Genomic DNA, 21,773 nt, shown 5'->3' with positions numbered 1-21,773 from the left:
TGTCCGCAATGACGTTGCGCGTTGAACGTTCCAGGTTCTCCCCCCTGCCCCCCTTCGTCCGGCCAGCCTTCACGCTGCTGCTTGCCACCCTCGCCTCGGCCGCACACGCGCAGAACCTGCCTCCCCGTACCCAGTGGCAGGCCAGCGCGTCGTCGCAACAGGTTCCGGCGATGGCCATCAGCCACCTGATCGACAACGATCCGAAAACGGTGACCGGTGGCGCGTTCAGCCCCGGCCACTGGTTCCAGGTCGATCTCGGCAAGCCTGCGATGCTGGCCGGTGCACGCCTCACCTGGGATGTCTCCAACCCCGAAGGCTATTCGCTGCAGACCTCGCTCGACGGCAAGCAGTGGCAAAGCGCCTACGTCATGGGCGATTCGCTGGGTGGCATCGAAACCCTGTACTTCGCGCCGCGACAGGCCCGCTACCTGCGCCTGGCCAGCCCGCAGCGCACCTCCGACTGGGGCGTATCCATCTTCGAAATGGAACCGCTCGACACCGCACTCAGCGCACGGGTGACCGGGCTGGACGCCACCCAGTCCGCTGCGCTGTGGCAGGGGGGCGGCACCGTTGCCATCCCCGCAGGCAAAGGCGGCATCCACACGCTCGACATCACCCTGCCCCGCGCCCAGCCCAGCACCGGGCTGGCAGTGGACTGGGCCAACGTGCACGGCGCTGCACGCCTGCAGGCACAGGACGCACAGGGCCGCTGGCACGAACTGGCGCGCGACGCGCAGGCGGCGACCCGGCAGCAGAGCTGGCTGGCGGCCGACGCGCCACTGGACATCAAGGCATTGCGGCTGACCGTGGAAGGTGATGCCCCCCAGGTCAAACGCATCCGCCTGCTCGGTCCGAAGGCGGTGATGACGCCGATGAAGCGCTACCAGATCGCCGCCAGTGGCGCGCAGCGCGCGTTGTTCCCTGCCTCGTTGCACATGCAGCAGACCTACTGGACCGCAGTCGGTGTGCATGCGGGCCGGCAGAAATCGATCTTCGACGAATACGGCAACATCGAAGCCTACAAGGGCGCACCGCTGGTGCAGCCAATCTGGCGCAGTGCCGATGGCCGCGCGACCGGTGCCGCCGAACAACCGGTGCAGCACGCACTGCGCGATGGCTGGAAGCCGATGCCGTCTGCCACGTGGTCACCGCAGCCCGGGCTGGAACTGCGCAGCGAAGCCTTTGCCATCGAGCGCGACGGGCAACCGGTCACCTTCGTGCGCCATCGCCTGCGCAACACCGGCAGTTCGGCCATCGAAGGCACGCTGACCCTCGTAGTGCGACCGATGCAGATGAATCCGCCGTGGCAGAACGGTGGCCTGTCGCCGATCCGCCAGGTGGCCGTCGAAGGCAACCGCGTGCGCGTCAATGGCCGCACGCTGCTGCAGTCGCTCAGCGCGGTGGATGCCGCTGGCACCGCGGCCTTCGGCAACGACGGTGACACCGAGATCACCACGGCCATCGCCAGCGGGCAGCTGCCTGCCGCACAGCAGGCACGCGATGAGCAAGGATTGGCCGCAGCCGCATTGAGCTACCGGATCCGCCTCGCCCCCGGTGCCAGCGACGCGGTGGTGGTGGCCTTCCCGCTCGGTACCGCCACCGCCGATGCCAATGGCGTGCTGCCGGAAGCACCGGCCCTCAGCCTTGCGTCGCTGCCGCGCGACGGCAACAAGGCCTTCGACACGCTGGCCAGCCGCGCCTCCGCCGATTGGCAGGCGCGGCTGGGCCAGGTCGGCCTGCGCCTGCCCGACCCTTCACTGGTGGACATGCTGCGCGCACAGGCTGCCTACATGCTGATCAACCAGACCGGCCCGGCCATGCAGCCCGGCCCGCGCAACTACAACCGCTCCTTCATCCGCGATGGCATGGCCACCTCGGCCGTGCTGCTGCGCATGGGCGAAGCCAAGGTGGCACGCGACTACCTGGCCTGGTACAGCGAACACGGCGTGCACGGCAATGGCCTGGTGTCGCCCATCCTCAACGACGATGGCAGCGTCAATACCGGCTTCGGTTCGGATATCGAGTACGACAGCCAGGGCCAGTACGTCACCCTCGTTGCCGACGTCGCCCGGCTCGATGGCGGGCCGGAAAGCGTGCGTGCCTACCTGCCCAAGGTGAAGGCCGCGCTGCGCTTCCTGCAGGAACTGCGCGAACGCACGCTGGTGCCGGGCTACATGGCCGACCAGCCATCGCCGGAGCGCTTCGCCGGCATTCTTGCGCCGTCGATCAGCCACGAGGGCTATCCCTCACCCACCCACAGCTACTGGGACGACTACTGGGGCCTGAAGGGCTGGCATGACGGCGCGTGGCTGGCCGAATCGCTGGGCGACCACGAAACCGCCACGTGGGCGCGCGAACAGTACAAGGCGCTGTATGACGCACTGCATGCCTCGATCCGCGCAACGATGGCATGGAAGGGCATCGACTTCATTCCCTCATCGGCCGACCTCGGCGACGGCGATCCGACCGGTGTATCGATCGCTCTGGACCCCACCGGCGCCCAGAGCGTGCTGCCGGCCGAAGCCCTGCGCACCACCTTTGCCCGCTACCTGGACGATGTGCGCAAGCGCAACCAGCCTGGTGCGCTGTATGCCTACACGCCGTATGAAATCCGCAACGTGCTGAGCTACGTGCACCTGGGCCAGCCCGAAGCGGCCGACGAGCTGCTGCAGGGCCTGTTGCACGATCGCAGGCCGCTGGAATGGCAGGTGCTGGCCGAGGTCGTGCACTCGCGGTTGCGCTTCCCACGCTACCTGGGCGACATGCCGCACACCTGGATCGGCGCCGAATACGGCCGCACCCTGTTCGGCATGCTGATGCGCGAGGATGACGATGCGTTGTCGCTGCTGCCGGGCACGCCCCCTTCCTGGGTCGCTGGCGAGGGCCTGGCCGTGGACCGCCTGCCCACCGCCTATGGCACCCTGCAGATGCAGGCACGCCAGCGCGACGGCAACCTGACCGTGTCGCTCGGCATGGGGCTGCGCAAGGGCACGCCGGTACGCGTATGGTGGCCCAGCCGCACCCTGCCCAAGGACGTGCGCGTGGATGGGCGATCGGTACGGAACTTCGACAAGGATGGCGTGCTGCTCGATGACCCGTTCCGCACCCTGGAGGCACGCTGGCAGTAATGCCGATGCAGGAACCGAAGTGATCGAACTTGTACTCGATGGCAGCCCTGTCGCCGCCGCTACCGACGATCAGCTGGCCAGCGCACTGGCGCTGGCCGCATCCATGCCCCAGTTCGAGCTGTGGGCATCGGTGCCCGACGGCCCATCGCTGTGCATGCTGCGTAACGCGGAGCATGCATGGCTGATGTACCTGCGCGAGCCCGGCGACGACGGCTTCCACTCCTGCGGAAACGAACACCGCGCCGGCAACGCTTATTTCCGGCTCGACAATGGCCAGGTGGATGGCTATCCCCTGGAGTGGTGCATCGGCATCGAGGCGTGCTTCGCCGCGATCAGTTTCTTTCACGGCACTGGAGGCGCCCGCCTGGAACACATCGATTGGCAGCCCTGACCCCGGTAGAGGCCGACCTTGGTCGGCATGCCCCGCCTCGCATTCCGGTGGCTGCCCTCCGGTAGATGCCGACCTTGGTCGGCACGCCTTCCGTCGAGCAAGCTCGACGCCTACCAAGCGGCATCGCTAGAACCCTGGCAACCCCGGCGGATTGGTCTGCGACTGCGGCACCGCTTCTTCGGCTACGTTCCAGCGCGCCAGCACCTTCGCGTAGGTACCGCTGCTGATCTGGGTGTTCAATGCCTGGGTCACCGCATCGGCCAGGCCACTGCCCTTGCGCGTGGTCACCGAGATCGCCGCTGCGTCCGGCCAGCCACCCGGGAACAGGCCAACCCGGCGCACCTTGCCATCGCGCGCCGAGTAGGCGCCGGTGGCATTCGGCTCGAACGACACGTCGGCGCGGCCTGTGATCACTGCCAACCGCCCGATCACCGCATCATCGAAGTACTGGTACTCCACCGGTTTCAGGCCTGCGGCGATGTTCTGCTTGTCCCATTGGCGCAGGATCTGGTCCTGGTTGGTGCTGGCGCCGACCACCACCTTCAGCCCGGCCACGTCGGCTGGCTTTTCGATCTTCTGGATCGGCCCATCACTGCGCGTGTAGATGCCGAGCAGATCGTAGCGGTAGCTGGAGAAGTCGAACTTCTTCTTTCGCTCTTCAGTGACGGTCACATTGGACAGTACTGCATCGTACTTGCCCGACTCCAGCCCCAGCGGCCAGTCGGCCCAGGCCACCGGCACCACCACCAGTTTCAACCCCAGCCCATCGGCGATCAGGCGGGCGATATCCGGCTCGACGCCCACCACGTCCTTGCTGTCGGCGCCGTAGTCGGCCAAGGGCAGCTGGCCAGGATGGGTGGCGATGGTGAACGCACCGGGCGTGACGAAGCGGTAGCCGGCCGGGATCAATGCCTGCGCCTTGGGATCGAGCGTTCCTTTCAGCACCGCCGTATTCGCACCGGCAAGGCTGGTCGCGGCCACGACGCTCGCGTCCGGTGCCTGGCGCACGCGTGAGTAGACGATGCCGGCAATGCCAATGACCAGCACACCCACGATCAACAGGGTGCTGCGCGAGGGGCGACGCGGTGCGGCAGGGCTCATGGCGTTCCTTTCGGGGTTACAGTGTTTTGGCGAGGAAATCGGCGGTGCGTTGCTGGCGCGGGCGCTCGAACAGAGCCTCGGGCGTGCCCTGCTCGATCACCCGGCCCTGGTCCATCATCACCACGTGGTCGGCCACGCGGCGGGCGAAGCTCAGTTCGTGGGTGACAATTACCAGGGTGGTACCGGAGCGGGCCAGTTCCTCGATGACGCTGAGCACCTCGGCCACCAGTTCCGGGTCCAGCGCCGAAGTGGGTTCGTCGAACAGCAGCACCTTCGGCTGCAGCGCCAGTGCGCGGGCAATCGCAATGCGCTGCTGCTGGCCACCGGACAGCTGGCGCGGGAAGGCGTCGGCCTTGTCGGCCAGGCCGACCCGCTCCAGCAATGTCCGCGCCTGCTGCTCGGCCTGCGCACGCGGCACACCACGCACCGCGATTGGCGCTTCGATGATGTTCTCCAGCGCGGTCAGGTGGGGGAACAGGTTGAACCCCTGGAACACCATGCCCACCTCCGCACGACGGCGGCGGATCTCACGCTCGGGAAGCTCGTACAGGGTGTCACCGTCGCGGCGGTAACCGATCAGCTGCCCGCCCACAGTCACATAACCACTGTCGGCGCGTTCCAGATGATTGATCAGCCGCAGCAGCGTGGACTTGCCGGCGCCGGAGGGACCGATCAGCACCGTCACGCTTCCAGCGCGCAGATCCAGGTTCACCTCTTCCAGCACCGGCTGATCGCCGAACACCTTGCCCACACCATGCAGCGACACCGCCGCACCCTCGCCCGCTTCAACCTGAGTGGCGATGCGTGGGCGATTGACCACCCGCGGCGCAGCATTGCGTGCCGTTCGCTCCGGCGACGATATACGCGAAACGCTGCGCTCGCGCTGCAGCTGGCCGCGCGCGAACCGCTGCTCCACCCGCCGCTGCAGCAGCGACAGCACGGTCAGGATCACCAGGTACCAGACCGTGGCCACCATCAGCAGCGGCACCACTTCCAGGTTGCGGCGGTAGATCACCTGCACGGTGTAGAACAGTTCGGGCAGTGCCAGCACGTAGACCACCGAGGTGCTCTTGGCCAGGCCGATCACATCGTTGAAGGCGGCCGGCAGGATCGAACGCATCGCCTGCGGCAGGATGATGCGGCGCACCTGGCGGCCACGCGGCAGGCCGAGCGCGGCTGCGGCCTCGTACTGGCCGTGGTCGACCGAAAGAATGCCACCGCGGATCACTTCGGCCGAGAACGCCGCCTGGTTCAGGGTCAAACCCAGCACCGCGGCGGTGAACACGCCGATCAGCTGCGTGGTCGGGTACGAGAACAGGCTGATGCCGGTGAACGGCACCCCCAGCTCGATGGTGCTGTACAGATAGCCCAGGTTGTTCAGCAGCAGCAACAACACCAGCAGCGGGATCGAGCGGAACAGCCACACATAGCCCCACGACACAGCCGACAGCAGCGGTGAGCCGGACACCCGGGCCAGCGCAAGCAGCGTACCCAGCGCGAAGCCGAGGCCGGTGCCCAGTGCGGTCAGTAGCAGCGTGCGGCCCAGGCCTTCCAGCACCGGGCGCGCGAAGAACCATTCGGCGAAGGTGACCCAGCCCCAGCGCGGATTGCCCAGCACTGATTGCAGCCCGATCAGGATCAGCGCCAACGCCAGAAGGGTTCCGACCACCTGTAGTGGATGCCGGGCCGGCACGATCTTCAACGCCGGGGTTGGCGCCGGGCGTGTGGCAATTCCATCCAGCGCAGTCGAAGGCGTGCTCATGCGTGGGCTCCATACAGCACGGTCTGTGATGGCACAACGGCTGGCGCCGATACGCCCAGGCGCTTCTCGAACGGCAAGTGGGCGATGGATTCCGGATCGGCATCCAGATCGAACAGCGCGGTGTAACCGTGGCTGAGATACAGGCCAACCGCTTCGGGCTGGCGGAAGCCGGTGGTCAGGAACACCCGTCGGTAACCCTGCCGCGCCGCCTGCTCTTCCAGCTCCTGCAGCACGCGCCGCGCGATGCCCTGGCGGCGCAGCCCGGGCAGCGTCCAGATGCGCTTGAACTCGGCAGTGTCCGGATCGCGGTGTGGCATGAAGGCGCCGCCGGAGATCGCCACACCGTCGCGCAGCAGTAGCACGAACGCCCCTACCGGCGCCGCAAAGGCCTGCGCCGGGTAGCGCTGCAGCTCCTCGCGGGCGCTGCCACCGATACGGCGGCGCACATCGGCGTAGCGACTGTCGTACTCCTGTTCCAGCCCATCGAACAGTGGACGGGCCAGTGGATCGTCCACCGAGGTGTAGAGGAAGCGTTCGTTGCTGCTCATGCCACGTCCTTCACCAGGTAGTCTTCGGCCAGCCGCGCCCACAGGCTGGCGGCGGGTGCGATGGCGGCGTCATTGAACACATAGCGCGGGCTGTGCAGCGGCGCGCTGTCGCCGTTGCCGACGAACACGAAACTGCCCGGCCGCGCCTGCAGCAGGAACGCGAAATCCTCACTGGCAGTGCGCGGCGCGAATTCGGGCACCACGCGTTCGCTGCCGAAGCCCTGCACGGCCACCTCACGGATGTAGGCGGTCTGCTCAGGGTGGTTGATCACACTGGGGAAGCCGCGCGGGAACTCGATCTCGGCGCGCGCGCCGAACGCGGCGGCGGTCTGCTCGGCAATCTCGGTGACCCGACGCCGCAGCGTGTCGCGTACCTCCGGCAGGTAGGCGCGCACGGTCAGCTTCAGCTCCACCAGGTCCGGAATCACGTTGGCGGCCTGCCCGCCGTGGATCGAACCGACCGTGACCACGCCCATCTGCCGCGGATCGACATTGCGCGACACCACGCTCTGCAGCGCGGTGACGATGTGCGCTGCCACCAGAATCGGGTCGACGCTTCCCTGCGGCTCGGCGCCGTGACCGCCCTTGCCGATCACCTTCAGCCGCGCCCAGTCCACCGACGCCATCGCCGGGCCATCGACGAAGCCGAAGTGGCCGACCGGCACACCCGGCCAGTTGTGCAGGCCATAGATCGCATCCACCGGGAAGCGCTCGAACAGGCCGTCGGCAATCATCTTCGAAGCCCCCGAGCCGGTTTCTTCGGCCGGCTGGAACACCAGCTGCAGGGTGCCGTCGATATCGCCGTGATGGGCCAGGTAATGCGCCGCGGAAAGCAGGATGGCGGTATGCCCGTCGTGGCCGCAGGCATGCATCAGCCCCTCGTTCTGGCTGGCGTAGGCCAGGCCGGAGTCCTCGTGGATCGGCAGTGCATCGATGTCGGCGCGCAGGCCGAGGCGACGGCTGCCCTGCCCGCGCTGCAACGTACCGACCACGCCGGTACCGCCGAGGCCGGTGGTCACCTCATAGCCCCACTGCTGCAGCAGCTCGGCCACGCGAGCGCTGGTGCGGTGTTCCTCGAAGGCCAGCTCCGGGTGGCGGTGCAGGTCATGGCGGATCGCGATGGCCACCTCGGCGCGTGCCGCGATTTCCGGCAGCACGCCAGTCGTTGGGGAATTCAGTCGGGCATGGCCCGGCGCTACGGCGTTTTCTCCGCTCATCGCCTTACCCCACCTTCCGCGCCGGTTCGGCGTCGGTCGAATGGCGGCTGGCCTTGTACGGCAGGCCCAGATGCTCACGCAGGGTCTGCCCTTCCAGTTCACGCTGATGGTAGCCACGCGCCTGCAGGATCGGCAGCACCTGGGTCACGAAATCGTCCAGGCCTTCGCGCTGCGCCGCGAAGCCGAGGATGAAGCCGTCGCTGGCACCGGCATCGAACCAGCGGATCAGCTCATCGGCTACATGCTCCGGTGTGCCGATGAAGTTCGGCCGCGGGCTGACCGCTTCCAGTGCTACCTGGCGCAGGCTCAGGCCCTTCTCGCGCGCGTCCTGCTTGATGCGGTCGGTGGTGGAGCGGAACGAGTTGCTGCCGATGTCACCCAGTTCCGGGAACGGCGCATCCGGGTCGTACTGGCTGAAATCGTGGTGATCGAAGAAGCGGCCGAGATAGGCCAGCGCATCCTCCAGCGTCGCCAACGCAGCAATCGCCTGGTACTTGGCCTCGGCCTCCTCGGCGGTGCGGCCGACGATGGGGCCGATGCCCGGGAAGATCTTCACGTCATTGCCGCTGCGGCCATGGGCGATCGCAGAGTTCTTCACCTTCTGGGTGAACGCGCGGGTCTCCTCCAGCGATGGCGAATGGGTGAACACCGCATCGGCGTACTTGCCGGCCAGCGCGATGCCATCGTCGGACGACCCCGCCTGGAAGATCACCGGCTGGCCCTGCGGCGAGCGCTGGATGTTGAGCGGCCCTTCCACCTGGAAGAAGCGTCCCTTGTGGTCGAGGCGGCGGAACTTTTCCGGCGCGAAGAACGTGCCACTGTCGCGCTCACGCACGAAGGCATCGTCATCCCAGGAATCCCACAGCCCTTGCACCACGTCCAGGTACTCGTCGGCGATCTGGTAGCGCAGCGCGTGCTCCGGATGCGGCCGACCGTAGTTGCGGCCCGAGCCCTCCAGTGGCGAGGTCACTACGTTCCAGCCGGCGCGGCCGCCGCTGAGCAGGTCCAGCGAAGCGAACTGCCGGGCCACGGTGAACGGATCGCTGTAGGAGGTCGACAGCGTGCCGGCCAGGCCGATCTTCTTCGTTGCCGTGGCCAGCGCCGACAGCAGTGAGATCGGCTCGAAGCGGTTGAGGAAGTGCGGGATCGACTTCTCGTTGATGTACAGGCCATCGGCCACGAAACCAAAGGCGATGCCGTTGTCCTCGGCGGTACGCGCGATGTCGATGTAGAACTGCAGGTTGACGCTGGCATCGGCCGGATTGGACGGATGCTTCCAGGCATGCATGTGGCTGCCGGGGCCCTGCAACATGATGCCGAACGGAATGTGGCGCGGGGTCGTGCTCATGGGAATCGCTCCTGCAGGTCAGGCCACCGCCGCGCGCGGCGCGGGCGACAGCAGTTCAAGGGATGTGAGGCGTGCGTCGAGGTCGGCCACCGGCGCATCGAGAATGAATTCACCCACGCCGAAGCGGCGGTGCAGCGCGTCCAGTTCGTCACGCACGTGCTGCGCATCACCGGACAACACGCTCGGGCGTGTCTCCTCGATGCGGAAGTCGGCCACGCCCACCTGGCGCGCGTACTCGGCAGCTGCTTCGGGGCTGGGCAGGTTCACCGTCTGCCCGGGACCGAGGTGCAGCTTGTAGACGCGCAGTGCACCGATATGGCGGGCTGCGGCTTCAGCCGTCGGCGCGGCGAAGGCCACCGTGGCCAGCAACGGTGGCTGCGAGGAGACGCTGCGGTAGGCGTCGAACGCAGCTTCGATGTGCTTCGGCTCACCATCGAAATGAGCGGCATAGACAAAGCGCCAGCCCAGTTCGGCCGCCTGCTGCGCGCTCTGCGGGCTGGCCCCGAGCAGGAAGCGCTCCGGCGCCTGCTGCGGCACCGGTCGGGCCAGCGCCTCGGTGTCTGCCCCCGACAGATAGCCTTCCAGGTCGCGCAGTTGCTGATCGAAGTCGGCGAACGCCGGGCGCCCGGCCGCCAGCGCGGCAGTCGAGGCCGGCAGGCCACCGGGGGCCTTGCCCACGCCCAGATCGACGCGCCCCGGCGCCAACGCCGCCAGCAGATTGAAGTTCTCCGCCACTTTGTAGGGCGCGTAGTGGCGCAGCATCACCCCACCACTGCCGATGCGGATGCGCCGGGTCTGCGCCAGCACCCAGGCCGCCAGCACTTCCGGTGCGGGGCTGGCCAGCGTCGGTGCGGCGTGGTGTTCGGCAAACCAGTAGCGGTGGTAGCCCAGCTGTTCGGCGCGCTGCGCCACCTGCAGGCTGTTGCGCAGTGCCTGCTCCGGCGAAGCGCCCTCGGCCACCGGGCTCTTGTCCAACACGCTGATCTGATAGCTCATGGTTACGTCCTCTCTCAGGGGTGGGCCACGGGAATGCCGAGCAACCCGTTCAGCGCAGCCAGGATCGACTCGGCACCGGAGATGTACTGGCGGTCCTGGTGCGCGCCACTGGCGAGCTCGCTGCGCACGCCCTGCGGCAGCACCAGCTTCGGCAGCGACTGGTCCTGCTCTCCGATCTCGGCAATCACCTCACGGCGCGGCCGCGCGAAGCCGATGCGGCGCACGTCCAGCTGCGCGTCCAGGCCGTCGATGCTCGACAGCGCGCCCTCCAGCAACAGGCTGTGCCGGCAGAAAAAGCGCTGGCCGGGAATCTGGCCGTCCTCGAACTCACGGTCGAGCAGGAACAGGATGGGTTTGCTTGCTGCGTCGAAGGTCACTGGGGTCGTCCTCATCGGGGCCGGCAATGCGATGCCGCTTCGATATCGATGCTAGAGATGCCGACGGCCGCAGCAGCGATGCCTGGCGACAATCGGCGGTCAGATCCGGCCACGCAGATGCGGTGTAGCCATAAGCAAAGCGCCGCCGGTTATGGCGTCAGGCAATACGTCGCAGCGGCGCCGGAACAGTCAGCGCCTGCGCGGCCAGATGCCCGGCTGCGCGCTCGGTCGCCAGTTCGATGCGCGCCTGCAGGGCGGCACTGTTGATGTGCTCGCCCTCGAAGTCGGCCGCTGTGGCATACACCCCGATCGGCAGCGTGTGCGCCTGCAGGAAACTGAACAACGGCCGCAGCTGGTGGTCGATCACCAGCGCATGTCGCTCGCTGCCGCCGGTGGCTGCCAGCAGTACCGGCACATCCACCAGCGCCTCCAGCTCGATGAAGTCGACCAGGTGCTTGAACAACCCAGGATAGGAGCCGCGATACACCGGCGCGGCTACCACCAGCAGCTCTGCCGCCTCGATGGTCTGCAATGCCTGCTCCACTGCCGGCTCAGCCTCGCCGCGCGACAGCGACTGGCCCAGCGCGCGCGCGATAGGTGCCAGCTCCACCAGCTCCACGCTGACATGCACCCGCTGCTGCAGCGAGTCCAGCAGATGACGCACCAGCAGCAACGTGCGCGATGTCGCCGAGCTGGTCGGCGACCCCACCAATGCAACCACCCTCAATGCAGAAGACATGACCCCCTCCTCGTAGCGCCGGGCCATGCCCGGCGACGCTTCGCCTGAACCTCAGAACCGGTAATTGATCCGCCCATACCAGTACGTACCAACGTTGCCCAGCACATCGCCGCTGTCCCACGTGGTCTGGATGCTGGCCACATCGGTGGCACTGCGCGCGTACTCCGGCACCTTGCGGGTGCGCTTGTCGAACACGTTGTTGATGCCCAGCGCCGCGCTCCAGCCCGCGCCCAGTTCCACGCCACCGGAAAGATTGGTCACCAGCACCGGCGGCTGCTTGTACTCCACGCCGTTGTTCAGGCGCTTGATCGGGCCGTAGTAGGTGAAGTCCAGGTTCGAGCGCCAGCGTCCGTTCTGCCAGCCAAGTCCCGCCACCTGCGTATAGCTGGGCGTGCGGAAGCGCAGCGCGTACTCGCTGGATTTGGTCAGCAGGTTGATGTTCGGCAGCCCCTGCAGCGCCGCCGGAATGTCGCTGACCTTCTGGATGGTGGTGCGGCCGACGTTGGCCGCGTAACTCCAGCGCAGCTTGCCCCACGCCGTTTCCTGGTTCGCTTCCAGGGTCAGCTCCACACCGCGTGTGCGGGTGTTGCCCACGTTGGTGAAGTAGCTGGCGTAGAACGCATCACCCGGCAGGATGCTGATGCCGGCCGAACCCAGCAGTGCATCGATCGTGTTCTTCTGCACCGCACTCAGCACCGTGCCGCTGTTGTCGGTGACGCGCGCCGGATCCTGCGCGTTGTAGCCGATCTGGCTGGACTGACCGAGCTGGCCGCGGATGTCGATCTGATAGGCATCCACTGCCAGGTGGAAGGCCGGGCTCGGGTCCCAGGTCACGCCCAGGCTGTAGTTGGTGGCCTTTTCCGGCTTCAGCGGTGTGGCGCCCAACGCAATCGCCGCCGGCGAAGACACCTGCGCCACCAGCGTGGTACCGCACGGGCAGCTGCCGGTGGCCTGGTAGTACTGCGCCCCCAGGCTGGGCGCATGGAAGCCGTTGCTGACCGTGGCGCGCACGCCCAGCGCATCGGTGAAGTCGAAGCGCGTGGTCAGGCGGCCGGTGGAGACGGTGCCGAAGTCGGAATGGTCTTCCCAGCGCGCGGCCGCATCCAGGTACCAGCGCGAGGTGATGTTGGTGGCCGCACCCGCGTACACCGCCTTGCTGTTGCGGGTCGCCTTCACCGCATCCGCAGTGGAATAGCCGACGAAGGCCGCGGCACCGAAGCCGGTGTACGACTCCCACTGCCCTGCCCCGCGCTCGTACTGCTCGTGCTGGTACTCGGCGCCGGCGCTGACTTCCAGCGGCGAAGCAAATGCCGCCACCTCGAAGCCACGGCGCAGGTCCAGGTTGGCGATGCCCTGCTGGTAATCGAGCTTGCCGTCGTAGAAGTCGGTGGGCGAACCGGGGTACGGCAGTGAGTAGTTCACCGAGTTGCGTGTGTAGGTGCGCACCGTGCTGCGGTTACCGGTCAGGCTGGCGTCGTAGTCCCAGCCTGCAATCTGCCCTTTCACGCCAGCCGTACCGGTGTACTGCTTCTCCTTGGTTTCCAGCACTGGCAGGAAGCCATCGGGAAACACGCTCAGCACGCCGGGGGCCTTGTAGGTGGTGAAGATGGTCGCCGGCAGACGGAAGTTCTGGATCGCCTGCGCGGTGCGATCGCTGGCCGTGGCGTTGGCGTAGAACTGCGCGCTCTCGCCCAGGCCATGGCCCACGTTCACCGCGAACGCTTTCAACGCATACGACGGCGAGCTGAGGATGGTGTTGGCCTCGGCATTGCGGTTGGCTTCCGCCGGGTTCGGCGTAGCACCTGCTGGCAATCGATTGTTCGGGCGCAATGCCACCAGATTGCCATTGCCATCCACCGCCGGATAGCTCAGATAGCCGTCGATGTAGCGGCGGGTGCGGATTGCATGATGCTGGCGGGTGGTCTCGCCGGACAGGTTGACGAAGCCATCCTCGCCCCACGGCAGGCCCACGTTGGCACGCACGCTGGTACGCGAACCATCGCCATCGGTGCTCTGCCCGCTCTCTACCGACACATCGCCACCGTGTGCCTGCGATTTCAGGATCACGTTGACCACGCCGGTGATCGCGTCCGAACCGTAGATGGCCGAGGCACCATCGCGCAGCACTTCCACGTGGTCGATGGCCGACACCGGAATCAGCGCCAGGTCAGCCCAGGCATGCCCGGGGAAGCCGCCACCATTGGCCCCGCTCACATAGGCGCTGGCGTTGCGGCGCTTGCCGTTGACCAGCACCAGCGTGTAGCCCGGTGACAGATTGCGCAGCTGGTAACCGCGGATCAGGCTTTCCTGGTCGCTCTGGTAGCCACCGATCTGGCTCAGTGACGGCAGGCTGCGCTGCAACGCTTCGAGCAGGTTGCCCTGTCCGGTAGCAGCGAGGTCCTCGGCGGAGATCACATCGATCGGCGTGGAACTGTTCTTCACCGTGCGCGTGCTGGTGCGTGAGCCGGTCACCACCACCGCATCCAGCGTGGAGGCCGCCACGTTGGCCGTCGCGGCGGTGGTAGCAGGATCTGCATCGGCTTCAGCCGCATGGCTCGGTGTGGCGGCGAGAATAGCTGTGATCAGAACAGCGAGAGTGCGCGGGACAGGGGCGTGGGCGGCAGGCATGGGGGCTCGTGGGGGTGGGCCGGAAACACGCTTCCATTCAAGGGCCTGTTCACCTGCCGCGACAGGCGGGATCACGTCACCCAACCGTCATATCCGGCCATCCACATGACCGCTGGTAATGACGTTAGGCAGCCCACACGCACGGGGTCGGATCCCTTTCCAAAGGAAAGGGCTCTGACCCCAGCCTCCATATACCCACCCGGTATCACCTCATGCCCTCGCACCACGCAGCGCCACGCACCGCCCCCGTAGCATCAAGACATGCCCAGCCCACCCGCCGATCCCACCGCGCCGCTCGTTGCCATCGTCGCCTGCCACGGCCAGGGGCTGTTCGAGTTCGGCTGTGCGGTCGGCCTGTTCGCGCCGGTGCGGCCGGAACTCGGCGTCGCCTGGTACCGCACCCAGCTGTGCGCAGGCGAGCCCGGTGCACTGCGCATGCTCGGCAATGCACAGGTGCAGCTGCCCTACGATCTCAGCACGGTTGATGATGCCGACATCATCGTCATCCCCGGCTGGCGCGAGCCCAGCGAACGTCCGCCGCAGGCACTGCTCGATGCACTGATCCGCGCCCACGCACGCGGCGCGCGCATCGCTTCGATCTGCTCCGGCGCGTTCGTGCTGGCCTGGGCCGGGCTGCTCGATGGCCGCCAGGCCACCACCCATTGGCGCCTCACCGAAGCGCTCGCACGCGAGTTTCCGCACATCGATGTGCGCGAGGATGTGCTGTACGTGGACACCGGCAGCATCATCACTTCGGCCGGTTCGGCCACCGGCATGGACATGATGCTGCACATGGTGCGCAAGGATTACGGCGCGCGCGTGGCCAATCTGGTGGCCGAGCGATTGGTGCTGGCGCCCTGGCGCGATGCGGGGCGCAGCCAGCGCGTCAGCCGCGCCATTCCCAATGGCGAGCCCACGCGGCTGGCAAAGCTGATGGAATGGATGCGCCGCAACCTGCGCGAGCCGCACTCGCTCGGCAGCCTTGCCGAGCAGGCCGCGCTCAGCCAGCGCACCCTGCAACGTCAGTTCCTGGAAGCCACCGGCCTGTCGCCCATCGACTGGCTGATCCGTGAGCGCGTGGCCTTCGCCCGCGACCTGCTGGAAACCACCGACCGGCCATTGCAATGGATCGCAGAGCAGGCCGGTTTTGGTTCGCAGGAATCGTTTCGCCGCCACTTCCGTTTGCAGGTGGATGCCAGCCCCACCGAGTACCGCAGCCATCATCGCAGTGGCATCGGTGCGGACCGCTTGGTGGGCTGCTGATTCCAGGTAGTGCCGGCCGCTGGCCGGCAGGGTTCACGACCGGATGGCGCGTCGATGGATCCGCCAGCACTGCCCCGCAAAACCGATCACGAATACGCCCAGGCAGCCGAGCAGTGTCTGCAGCACCACCGGCGCCATCGGCGCGGCTGCCAGCGGATGCGCAACCGGCAAGCGCGTCAGCGTTTCGTTTACGCCCGGCACCAATGACAGCAGGAAACTGAAGGACAACGCGAACGTCGACAGGTAGCGCGCCGAGCGTCCCAGCCAGCTCAGGCGTGCCGCCAGCACACCGCCAAAGGCCACCAGCAGTACGATCACACCGAATGCATGGCCCGGATTGAGCCCGCCCGTGCTGGAGACGGTGAACGAGGTCGCCACCGACAGCACCAGGCCAATCAGATAAACCCTGCCCGAGCGCGTGCCGGGATCGATCGCCCGGTAGCGGATGAAGCCATACAGGCCAGCCAGGATCGGCACCAGGCTGATGGCGGTATGGATCGCACCGGGAAGGGAAAGCGGATGTGCCATGGGAATCTCCATCAGTTAAATAAACCTACTAGTAGGTAGGCATTGGATGCAAAAAGAAGGCCCGCGCTGCCGCAGGCCACTACACATCACCTCAGGTGGCCGCACTCACCCGCGCGATTGCCAACCGCGCGAGCGTCGCGAACGTCGCCGCATCACCAAAACCACGGGCTGCCAGCATCGCGCCATGCACCGATGACATGAACGCCTTGGCCTCGTCCACAGCCGAACCCTGCAGTCGCAACTGGCCCTGCGCGGCACCCTTTTCCAGTGTGACGGTCAGCCACCCGCTCAGATCCTCGAAATGCCCCCGTACTTCATCGGCAATCTCCGCAGGCATCATCGGCGCCTCCGCCGCCAGCATCGCGCAGATGCAGAACGACGACGTGCCACCCGCGATGCAGCTGGACCAGTAGTCCACGTAGGCGTTGAGCTCCTGCAGCGGGTCATCCAGCTGCCGGTCCAGCAGCGCCAGGCCCTCGCGTGCCTCGGCCCGATACAGTTCAACCACCGTGCGCACCAGGTCCGCCTTGCTGGGGAAATGATGGTGGATGCTTGCCTTGCTGATGTTCACCCGCGCCGACACATCCGCGTAGCTGAAACCGTTGTAGCCACCGGCCTCCAGCAACGAGCGGGCGTGGGCCAGGATTTCCTGGGCCTTGGGGGAGAGAGACTCTTTCACGGCGCTTAACCTACTAGTAGGTAGATTTCCTGTCAATCATCCACTGCCGCACTCACGGGGCATCGTCCCCGGTAGAGCTGGCCGCTGGCCGGCTTGCTGGCAACGTGACCTTCGATTGCGCCTCAATGCGAAGACACGTACACCGCATCCGCTGGCGCTGGTGGCAGCGCAAAGCTGCGCCGCATCCGCGCCACCTCGGCCGCCGGCGGCAGCGCGAACAGCCGCTTGAACTCACGGTTGAACTGGGACGGGCTGGCATACCCCACCGCCAGCGATGCGGCCTCGGCGGTCATCGCCTCCCGCAGCATCAGCAGCCGCGCCTGATGCAGGCGGGTGGACTTCACGTACTGCATCGGCGATGTGCCGGTAATGGCGCGGAAGTGGTCGTGGAAGGTGGCCACACTCATGCCCGCCTCGGCCGCCAGTTGGCCCACGTCCAGCGCCGTCGCATACGACGCATGGATCGTACGCAGAACCCTGCCGATGCTGCCGAAGCGGCCGCGCATGGCCAGCGCCTCCCGCATCGCACCGCCCTGCGCACCGGTCAGCACGCGGAAGTACAGTTCGCGTACCAGCGCCGGGCCCAGCACGGCCGCTTCGAGCGGGTCGGCCAGCGCTTCCAGCAGGCGCAGCACCGTGGCCTGCATCGGCGCCTGCATCGGGCTGGACATCATGCTCTGTGCCGGTGCCTGCGATGTGCCCACCTGTTCGCCCAGTTCGATCAGCAGGTCTGCCGCCAACTGCAGATCCAGATGCAGGTAGATCGCCAGCAGCGGCGCCTCTGCAGAGGCATCGGTTTCCATCGTGAACGGCACCGGCACCGACACCGCCAGATAGTGCTGCGCGTCGTACTGGTACACCTGCCCGCCCAGGTAGCCGCGCTTCACGCCCTGGCAGACGATTACGATGCCGGGGTCGTACAACACCGGCGTGCGCGCCAAGGGCCGGTCGGAGCGCAGCAGCCGCACTCCCGGCAGCGGCGTGAGCGTATAGCCCTCCTCCACCGCCAGCGTCTTCAGCAGGCCGACCATGCGCGCCTGCACCTGCCGTTGCAGGGAATCGACCACTGGCACTCCAGAGGAATAGGCAAGAATGGTCGAATCCTAGGCCTGGGGCGGGCACCGTTCAAGCACTAACGTGCAAGCCCTGTCCACCGTGAGCGCCTCCCCATGTCCCCATCCCGCCTTCTCCTCATCACCGGCGCCAGCAGCGGCTTCGGCCGTGCCCTCGCCCAGCAGGCACTGCTGGCGGGTCATCGCGTGGTCGGCACCGTGCGCAACGAAACCGCCCGCCACGCGTTCGAAACGCTGGCGCCCGGCCGCGCGCTCGGCCGCCTGCTGGACGTGACCGATACCGCCGCCATCGACGCGCTCGTCGCCGATATCGAAGCAGACATCGGGGCCATCGACGTACTGGTCAACAACGCCGGCTACGGCCACGAAGGCATCCTCGAGGAATCCACGCTCGCCGAGCTGCGGCAGCAGTTCGAAGTGAACGTGTTCGGCCCTGCGGCGTTGATCAAGGCCGTGCTGCCGCACATGCGCACGCGCCGCCGTGGCCACATCCTCAACATCACCTCCATGGGCGGCTTCATCACCCTGCCCGGCATCGCCTGGTACTGCGGCAGCAAGTTCGCCCTGGAAGGCATGAGCGAAGTGCTCGGCAAGGAGGTTGCGCCGTTCGGCATCCACGTCACTGCCGTCGCGCCGGGCTCATTCCGCACCGACTGGGCTGGCCGCTCGATGGCGCGGGCACCGCGCAGCATTGAAGACTACGATGCCCTGTTCGACCCCATCCGCAGCGCGCGTGAGGCAAAGAGTGGTCACCAGCTGGGTGATCCGGTGAAGGCTGCACACGCCATGCTGCAGATCATCGACAGCGATGCCCCGCCCAGCCACCTGCTGCTGGGCAGCGACGCACTGCAGCTGGTACGAGCGAAGCTGGATACGATGGCCAAAAGCATCGACGCGTGGGAACAGCTGAGCCGTTCGACCGACGGCGTAGCGTGAGACCTTGAGGCCGCCGATGCCGTCACCGGCGACCTCCCTCCTACCTGCTCAGTCTTCCTGCACCAGCTTGAACTCGCGCAGCAGGCCACCGATCTGGGTCTTGTCCAGCTTGTTCATCAGCAGGTTGCGCAGGAACGCCGGGCCTGGAATGTCCAGTTCCTTGCCATCGCGCAGGCGACCGGTGGCGGCCAGCAGCGAGCGCACGTCATAGGTGGAACTGAACACCTCCGGCACGCCACGTTCGATACCCAGCAGCGTGTACACCGCTTCCATCGGTGTGCGCACCGAATACTCGGTGGTGAAGATGCAATCGCGCTGCTTCGATTCGGCGAACTGTCCGATGAAGGCGAAGTTCACCGCTCCCTCCGGCACCACGTCCGGGCGGTCACCGGCCTGGCGCGGCATGAAGAATGCGGTGATGTACGGCATCATCACCGGCACCGTCTTCGCGCCGGTAGCAGCCAGTTCATCGATCTCTTCCAGCGGCACGCCCAGGTGGTACAGCCACTCGCGGGTGATCTCCTCGCCGGTGCAGTCCTGCATCGGCTTCTTCACGTAGTCACCGGGCGTATCCACGAACAGCGAATACACCCAGACCACGATCTGATCCTTGGGCTGGTTCTTGAAATGCGGCTGGCGGTTCACCGTCCAGCTCATCAGCCAGCGAGAATCGCGCACGCTGACGATGCCGCCGGTCACCACCTTGCCACTGAACGGGTCGCGCTTGGCAATCTTCTGGATGTAGGCCGGAATGCGTGCATCCAGCGTGGTCACCGTCGCCGATTCCCACTTGGTTTCCGGTATATGCGCGCCGAATACATCCGGGCGCCCGAACGCCGCATCCTTGGCCGCGATGCGCCGCCACAGGTCCCACGCCGGTGCCGGGCCTTCATTCAAGTGCGCAGCGGTGTGGTGATCGCCGTTGTCGGAATTCTCGGTCAGCGAGCCGATCGTCATGAACACCAGATCGTCCGCGCCCAGGTCCACGCCACCGGCCTGGCCGTCCCGCGTCCAGTGGATGCGCGTGGCCTGCTTGCGGCCCTCCTGCAGGTCGAAGTCAACATCGGTCACTTCAGTGCCGTACTGGAACCGCACGCCGCGCTCCTGCAGCCACTTCACCAGCGGCAGCACCAGCGATTCGTACTGGTTGTACTTGGTGAACTTCAGCGCCGAGAAATCCGGCAGGCCGCCGATATGGTGGATGAAGCGGTGCAGGTACAGCTTCATCTCCAGCGCCGAGTGCCATTCCTCGAACGCGAACATCGTGCGCCAGTACAACCAGAAGTTGCTGTCCAGGAAGTCGCGGCCCAGCACCTCGTTGATGCGCTTGTTCTCCATCTCCTTACGAGTGGCCAGGAACAGCGCGATGATGTCCTTCTGCGCCTGCTCGCTCAGGGTGAACAGGCCGTCGGTATGCGCATCCTCGCCGCGATTGATCGTGGCACGCTGCAGCGAATAGTTCGGGTCGTCCTTGTTCAGCCAGTAGAACTCGTCCAGCACACTGGCATCCTCGATCTCCAGCGACGGAATCGAGCGGAACAGATCCCACAGGCACTCGAAGTGGTCTTCCATCTCGCGGCCACCGCGGATCACGAAACCCTTCTCCGGCACCTTCAGGCCATCCAGCGCGCCACCGGCAATCTGCTGCTGCTCGAGAATGGTGATGCGCTCACCGGCCATGCGGCCATCGCGCACCAGGAACGCGGCACCGGCAAGTGAGGCCAGGCCCGAACCGACGAACCATGCGCGCTTGCCATCGACACCGGCGGGTTTGCGCGGACGCGCGAAGGCTTCGTAGTTGCCACTGCTGTAGTACATGCGTTGCTCCTTCCTGGAGGGGGTAGCCCTCACTCTAGCGCTGATCCGATGTACCGCATCCTGCAGATAGGCTGCGACGCAGTGACGCAGGTGCTTGCTGTCCCCGCATTTCCAGCGGCCTCAACCGCCGTCAGCCGTCGACTCGGTAGTGAACCAGCGCTGGAACCCCTGTATGGCGTCCGGCATCAGCGCGCAGGCGCGCTCGCAGACCACGGATTCGGCCTGGCGGATAGCACTCACTGCATCCGGATGCGCACACACCGCCATCGCCACATCCGACGCGTCCAGCATCGCCAGGTTCACGCCCACACCCACTGGCGGCATCAGATGGGCAGCATCGCCGATCAGCGTCACGCCGTTGCGCGGTGTCCAACGGAAATCCGCCGGCAGGCTGTAGATCGGCCGCCGCACGAATTCGGTGCACGCCTCCAGCAGCCGCCGAAGGTTCGGTGCCCAGCCGATGTAGCTGCCGGTCACCAGCGCACGCATGCCTTGCTGCGCGACCTGCGCATCAAGCCAATCAGAGGGCCGCTTCAGCGCCGCGTACACGCAGAATCGATCGCCGCTGTTGCGCTGCACGAACAGCGCTTCCTCGCCGCCAAAGCAGAACAGGCTGCCCTGACCCACCATGGCCGCGATATCCGCCGCCGGCTGCGCGATCCATCCTTCAAAGAAGGTAATGCCGGTCGGCAACGGCTGGCAGGCACTCAGGGCTGTGCGCACCTTCGACCATGCGCCATCGGCACCGATCACGATGTCGGCCTCGGCCTGCACACCATTGGCGAAGCGCAGGCTGTGGGGTCCTGCCTGCGCAAGCGCCAGCTCGGTCAAGCAGTGGCCCCACTGCACCGTGTCGGCCGGCAACGCGTCCAGCAGCAGCTGGCGCAGGTCGCCGCGGTCGATCTCCGGCTTGTCCATGCTGCCCTCCGGCCCGAATCCACCGGCGACAATCGCTCCAGTCCACGGATCCCCCATCCGCTCCTCCTGGCCTTCATGGCGCGCCACCGCCCGGAACGCCTCCAGCAGACCGGCGCGCTGCAACGCCACCTGGCCGGAATCCTCGTGCAGGTCCAGCGTGCCGCCCTGGGTACGCTGCTGCCCCGATGATTCGCCCTCGTACACGCTCACGCGATGACCGCCGCGATGCAGGATGAGCGCAGCAGTCAGGCCGGCGGGGCCCGCGCCGATGATGGCGATACGTGGAGGGTGCGGCATGAGGTGGCCTGCTGGTTGGTTGACAT

18 protein-coding genes are annotated in these 21,773 nt (G+C 66.6%); 4 read left to right on the top strand and 14 right to left on the bottom strand.

What is annotated here, in order from left to right; all coding sequences use genetic code 11:
- Window positions 1–8: 8 nt before the first annotated feature.
- A complete protein-coding gene (locus AC13GA_RS17505) occupies window positions 9–3,128 on the top strand; it encodes a discoidin domain-containing protein (RefSeq protein WP_482998640.1) in 3,120 nt (1,039 codons plus the stop codon).
- The gene (locus AC13GA_RS17500) at window positions 3,091–3,519 is read left to right on the top strand and encodes a hypothetical protein (RefSeq protein ID WP_482998639.1); all 429 of its coding nucleotides are present in this window, start codon (window positions 3,091–3,093) and stop codon (window positions 3,517–3,519) included. The genes AC13GA_RS17505 and AC13GA_RS17500 overlap by 38 nt, the downstream gene beginning before the upstream one ends.
- 126 nt (window positions 3,520–3,645) lie before the next feature.
- On the opposite strand, the gene AC13GA_RS17495 is transcribed toward AC13GA_RS17500, so the two are convergent.
- From AC13GA_RS17495 to AC13GA_RS17455, 9 genes are all read right to left on the bottom strand, one after another.
- A complete protein-coding gene (locus AC13GA_RS17495; RefSeq protein ID WP_337303027.1) occupies window positions 3,646–4,620 on the bottom strand; it encodes an ABC transporter substrate-binding protein in 975 nt (324 codons plus the stop codon).
- Between the two features lie 16 nt (window positions 4,621–4,636).
- Window positions 4,637–6,382: an amino acid ABC transporter permease/ATP-binding protein gene (locus AC13GA_RS17490; protein WP_482998638.1), complete on the bottom strand. Its 1,746-nt coding sequence runs from the start codon at window positions 6,380–6,382 to the stop codon at window positions 4,637–4,639.
- The gene (locus AC13GA_RS17485) at window positions 6,379–6,930 is read right to left on the bottom strand and encodes a GNAT family N-acetyltransferase (RefSeq protein WP_482998637.1); all 552 of its coding nucleotides are present in this window, start codon (window positions 6,928–6,930) and stop codon (window positions 6,379–6,381) included. Before AC13GA_RS17485 ends, AC13GA_RS17490 begins: the two co-directional genes overlap by 4 nt.
- The gene (locus AC13GA_RS17480) at window positions 6,927–8,147 is read right to left on the bottom strand and encodes a M20 aminoacylase family protein (RefSeq protein WP_482998636.1); all 1,221 of its coding nucleotides are present in this window, start codon (window positions 8,145–8,147) and stop codon (window positions 6,927–6,929) included. The genes AC13GA_RS17485 and AC13GA_RS17480 overlap by 4 nt, the downstream gene beginning before the upstream one ends.
- Window positions 8,148–8,151: 4 nt before the next feature.
- Window positions 8,152–9,495 (bottom strand): LLM class flavin-dependent oxidoreductase, encoded by a 1,344-nt coding sequence (locus AC13GA_RS17475; RefSeq protein ID WP_111113774.1) that lies wholly within the window; start codon window positions 9,493–9,495, stop codon window positions 8,152–8,154.
- An 18-nt stretch (window positions 9,496–9,513) separates the two neighbouring features.
- The gene (locus AC13GA_RS17470; RefSeq protein ID WP_482998635.1) at window positions 9,514–10,491 is read right to left on the bottom strand and encodes an MsnO8 family LLM class oxidoreductase; all 978 of its coding nucleotides are present in this window, start codon (window positions 10,489–10,491) and stop codon (window positions 9,514–9,516) included.
- 14 nt (window positions 10,492–10,505) lie between these two features.
- A complete protein-coding gene (locus AC13GA_RS17465) occupies window positions 10,506–10,883 on the bottom strand; it encodes a DUF3088 family protein (protein ID WP_482998634.1) in 378 nt (125 codons plus the stop codon).
- 142 nt (window positions 10,884–11,025) lie between these two features.
- Window positions 11,026–11,607 (bottom strand): FMN reductase, encoded by a 582-nt coding sequence (msuE, locus tag AC13GA_RS17460; protein WP_136638699.1) that lies wholly within the window; start codon window positions 11,605–11,607, stop codon window positions 11,026–11,028.
- Between the two features lie 51 nt (window positions 11,608–11,658).
- On the bottom strand, window positions 11,659–14,235 hold the full coding sequence (locus AC13GA_RS17455) for a TonB-dependent receptor plug domain-containing protein (RefSeq protein ID WP_482998633.1): 2,577 nt from the start codon (window positions 14,233–14,235) through the stop codon (window positions 11,659–11,661).
- A 261-nt stretch (window positions 14,236–14,496) separates the two neighbouring features.
- On the opposite strand from AC13GA_RS17455, the gene ftrA reads away from it, so the two are divergent.
- The gene (gene ftrA, locus AC13GA_RS17450) at window positions 14,497–15,498 is read left to right on the top strand and encodes a transcriptional regulator FtrA (protein ID WP_337303034.1); all 1,002 of its coding nucleotides are present in this window, start codon (window positions 14,497–14,499) and stop codon (window positions 15,496–15,498) included.
- A gap of 33 nt (window positions 15,499–15,531) precedes the next feature.
- Here the strand turns inward: ftrA and AC13GA_RS17445 are convergent, their stop codons facing one another.
- The 3 genes from AC13GA_RS17445 to AC13GA_RS17435 form a co-directional block, all read right to left on the bottom strand.
- The gene (locus AC13GA_RS17445; RefSeq protein WP_482998632.1) at window positions 15,532–16,026 is read right to left on the bottom strand and encodes a hypothetical protein; all 495 of its coding nucleotides are present in this window, start codon (window positions 16,024–16,026) and stop codon (window positions 15,532–15,534) included.
- Between the two features lie 91 nt (window positions 16,027–16,117).
- Entirely contained in the window at window positions 16,118–16,705 is a 588-nt protein-coding gene (locus tag AC13GA_RS17440) for a TetR/AcrR family transcriptional regulator (protein ID WP_428709024.1), read from the bottom strand.
- Between the two features lie 122 nt (window positions 16,706–16,827).
- Window positions 16,828–17,772 carry an AraC family transcriptional regulator gene (locus AC13GA_RS17435; RefSeq protein WP_482998631.1) on the bottom strand — a complete coding sequence of 315 codons (945 nt, stop codon included), beginning with the start codon at window positions 17,770–17,772 and terminating at the stop codon, window positions 16,828–16,830.
- Window positions 17,773–17,874: 102 nt separating this feature from the next.
- Here AC13GA_RS17435 and AC13GA_RS17430 point away from each other — a divergent pair, with 102 nt between their 5' ends.
- The gene (locus AC13GA_RS17430; RefSeq protein WP_482998630.1) at window positions 17,875–18,714 is read left to right on the top strand and encodes an oxidoreductase; all 840 of its coding nucleotides are present in this window, start codon (window positions 17,875–17,877) and stop codon (window positions 18,712–18,714) included.
- Between the two features lie 48 nt (window positions 18,715–18,762).
- Here AC13GA_RS17430 and AC13GA_RS17425 read toward each other — a convergent pair whose 3' ends face one another.
- Together AC13GA_RS17425 and AC13GA_RS17420 are read right to left on the bottom strand one after the other, a co-directional pair.
- Window positions 18,763–20,532: an oleate hydratase gene (locus tag AC13GA_RS17425; RefSeq protein WP_482998629.1), complete on the bottom strand. Its 1,770-nt coding sequence runs from the start codon at window positions 20,530–20,532 to the stop codon at window positions 18,763–18,765.
- Window positions 20,533–20,652: 120 nt separating this feature from the next.
- Window positions 20,653–21,747, bottom strand: a complete 1,095-nt coding sequence (locus AC13GA_RS17420) for an FAD-dependent oxidoreductase (RefSeq protein WP_482998628.1) — start codon at window positions 21,745–21,747, stop codon at window positions 20,653–20,655.
- Window positions 21,748–21,773 lie beyond the last annotated feature (26 nt).

The sequence above is a fragment of the Stenotrophomonas sp. 22DLJC03 genome (genome assembly GCF_056861405.1).
The sequence above is the reverse complement of the archived record's forward strand: the minus strand, read 5'-3'. Positions and strand labels throughout refer to the sequence as shown.

Bases quoted from the DNA above. Each gene is read 5' to 3' on its own strand.
- AC13GA_RS17465 (WP_482998634.1), bottom strand. From the start codon at position 10,883: ATGAGGACGACCCCAGTGACCTTCGACGCAGCAAGCAAACCCATCCTG.
- AC13GA_RS17430 (WP_482998630.1), top strand. From the start codon at position 17,875: ATGTCCCCATCCCGCCTTCTCCTCATCACCGGCGCCAGCAGCGGCTTC.
- AC13GA_RS17475 (WP_111113774.1), bottom strand. From the start codon at position 9,495: ATGAGCACGACCCCGCGCCACATTCCGTTCGGCATCATGTTGCAGGGC.
- AC13GA_RS17470 (WP_482998635.1), bottom strand. From the start codon at position 10,491: ATGAGCTATCAGATCAGCGTGTTGGACAAGAGCCCGGTGGCCGAGGGC.
- AC13GA_RS17500 (WP_482998639.1), top strand. From the start codon at position 3,091: ATGACCCGTTCCGCACCCTGGAGGCACGCTGGCAGTAATGCCGATGCA.
- AC13GA_RS17425 (WP_482998629.1), bottom strand. From the start codon at position 20,532: ATGTACTACAGCAGTGGCAACTACGAAGCCTTCGCGCGTCCGCGCAAA.
- AC13GA_RS17445 (WP_482998632.1), bottom strand. From the start codon at position 16,026: ATGGCACATCCGCTTTCCCTTCCCGGTGCGATCCATACCGCCATCAGC.
- AC13GA_RS17495 (WP_337303027.1), bottom strand. From the start codon at position 4,620: ATGAGCCCTGCCGCACCGCGTCGCCCCTCGCGCAGCACCCTGTTGATC.
- AC13GA_RS17480 (WP_482998636.1), bottom strand. From the start codon at position 8,147: ATGAGCGGAGAAAACGCCGTAGCGCCGGGCCATGCCCGACTGAATTCC.
- AC13GA_RS17455 (WP_482998633.1), bottom strand. From the start codon at position 14,235: ATGCCTGCCGCCCACGCCCCTGTCCCGCGCACTCTCGCTGTTCTGATC.
- AC13GA_RS17420 (WP_482998628.1), bottom strand. From the start codon at position 21,747: ATGCCGCACCCTCCACGTATCGCCATCATCGGCGCGGGCCCCGCCGGC.
- msuE (WP_136638699.1), bottom strand. From the start codon at position 11,607: ATGTCTTCTGCATTGAGGGTGGTTGCATTGGTGGGGTCGCCGACCAGC.
- AC13GA_RS17485 (WP_482998637.1), bottom strand. From the start codon at position 6,930: ATGAGCAGCAACGAACGCTTCCTCTACACCTCGGTGGACGATCCACTG.
- AC13GA_RS17490 (WP_482998638.1), bottom strand. From the start codon at position 6,382: ATGAGCACGCCTTCGACTGCGCTGGATGGAATTGCCACACGCCCGGCG.
- AC13GA_RS17505 (WP_482998640.1), top strand. From the start codon at position 9: ATGACGTTGCGCGTTGAACGTTCCAGGTTCTCCCCCCTGCCCCCCTTC.
- ftrA (WP_337303034.1), top strand. From the start codon at position 14,497: ATGCCCAGCCCACCCGCCGATCCCACCGCGCCGCTCGTTGCCATCGTC.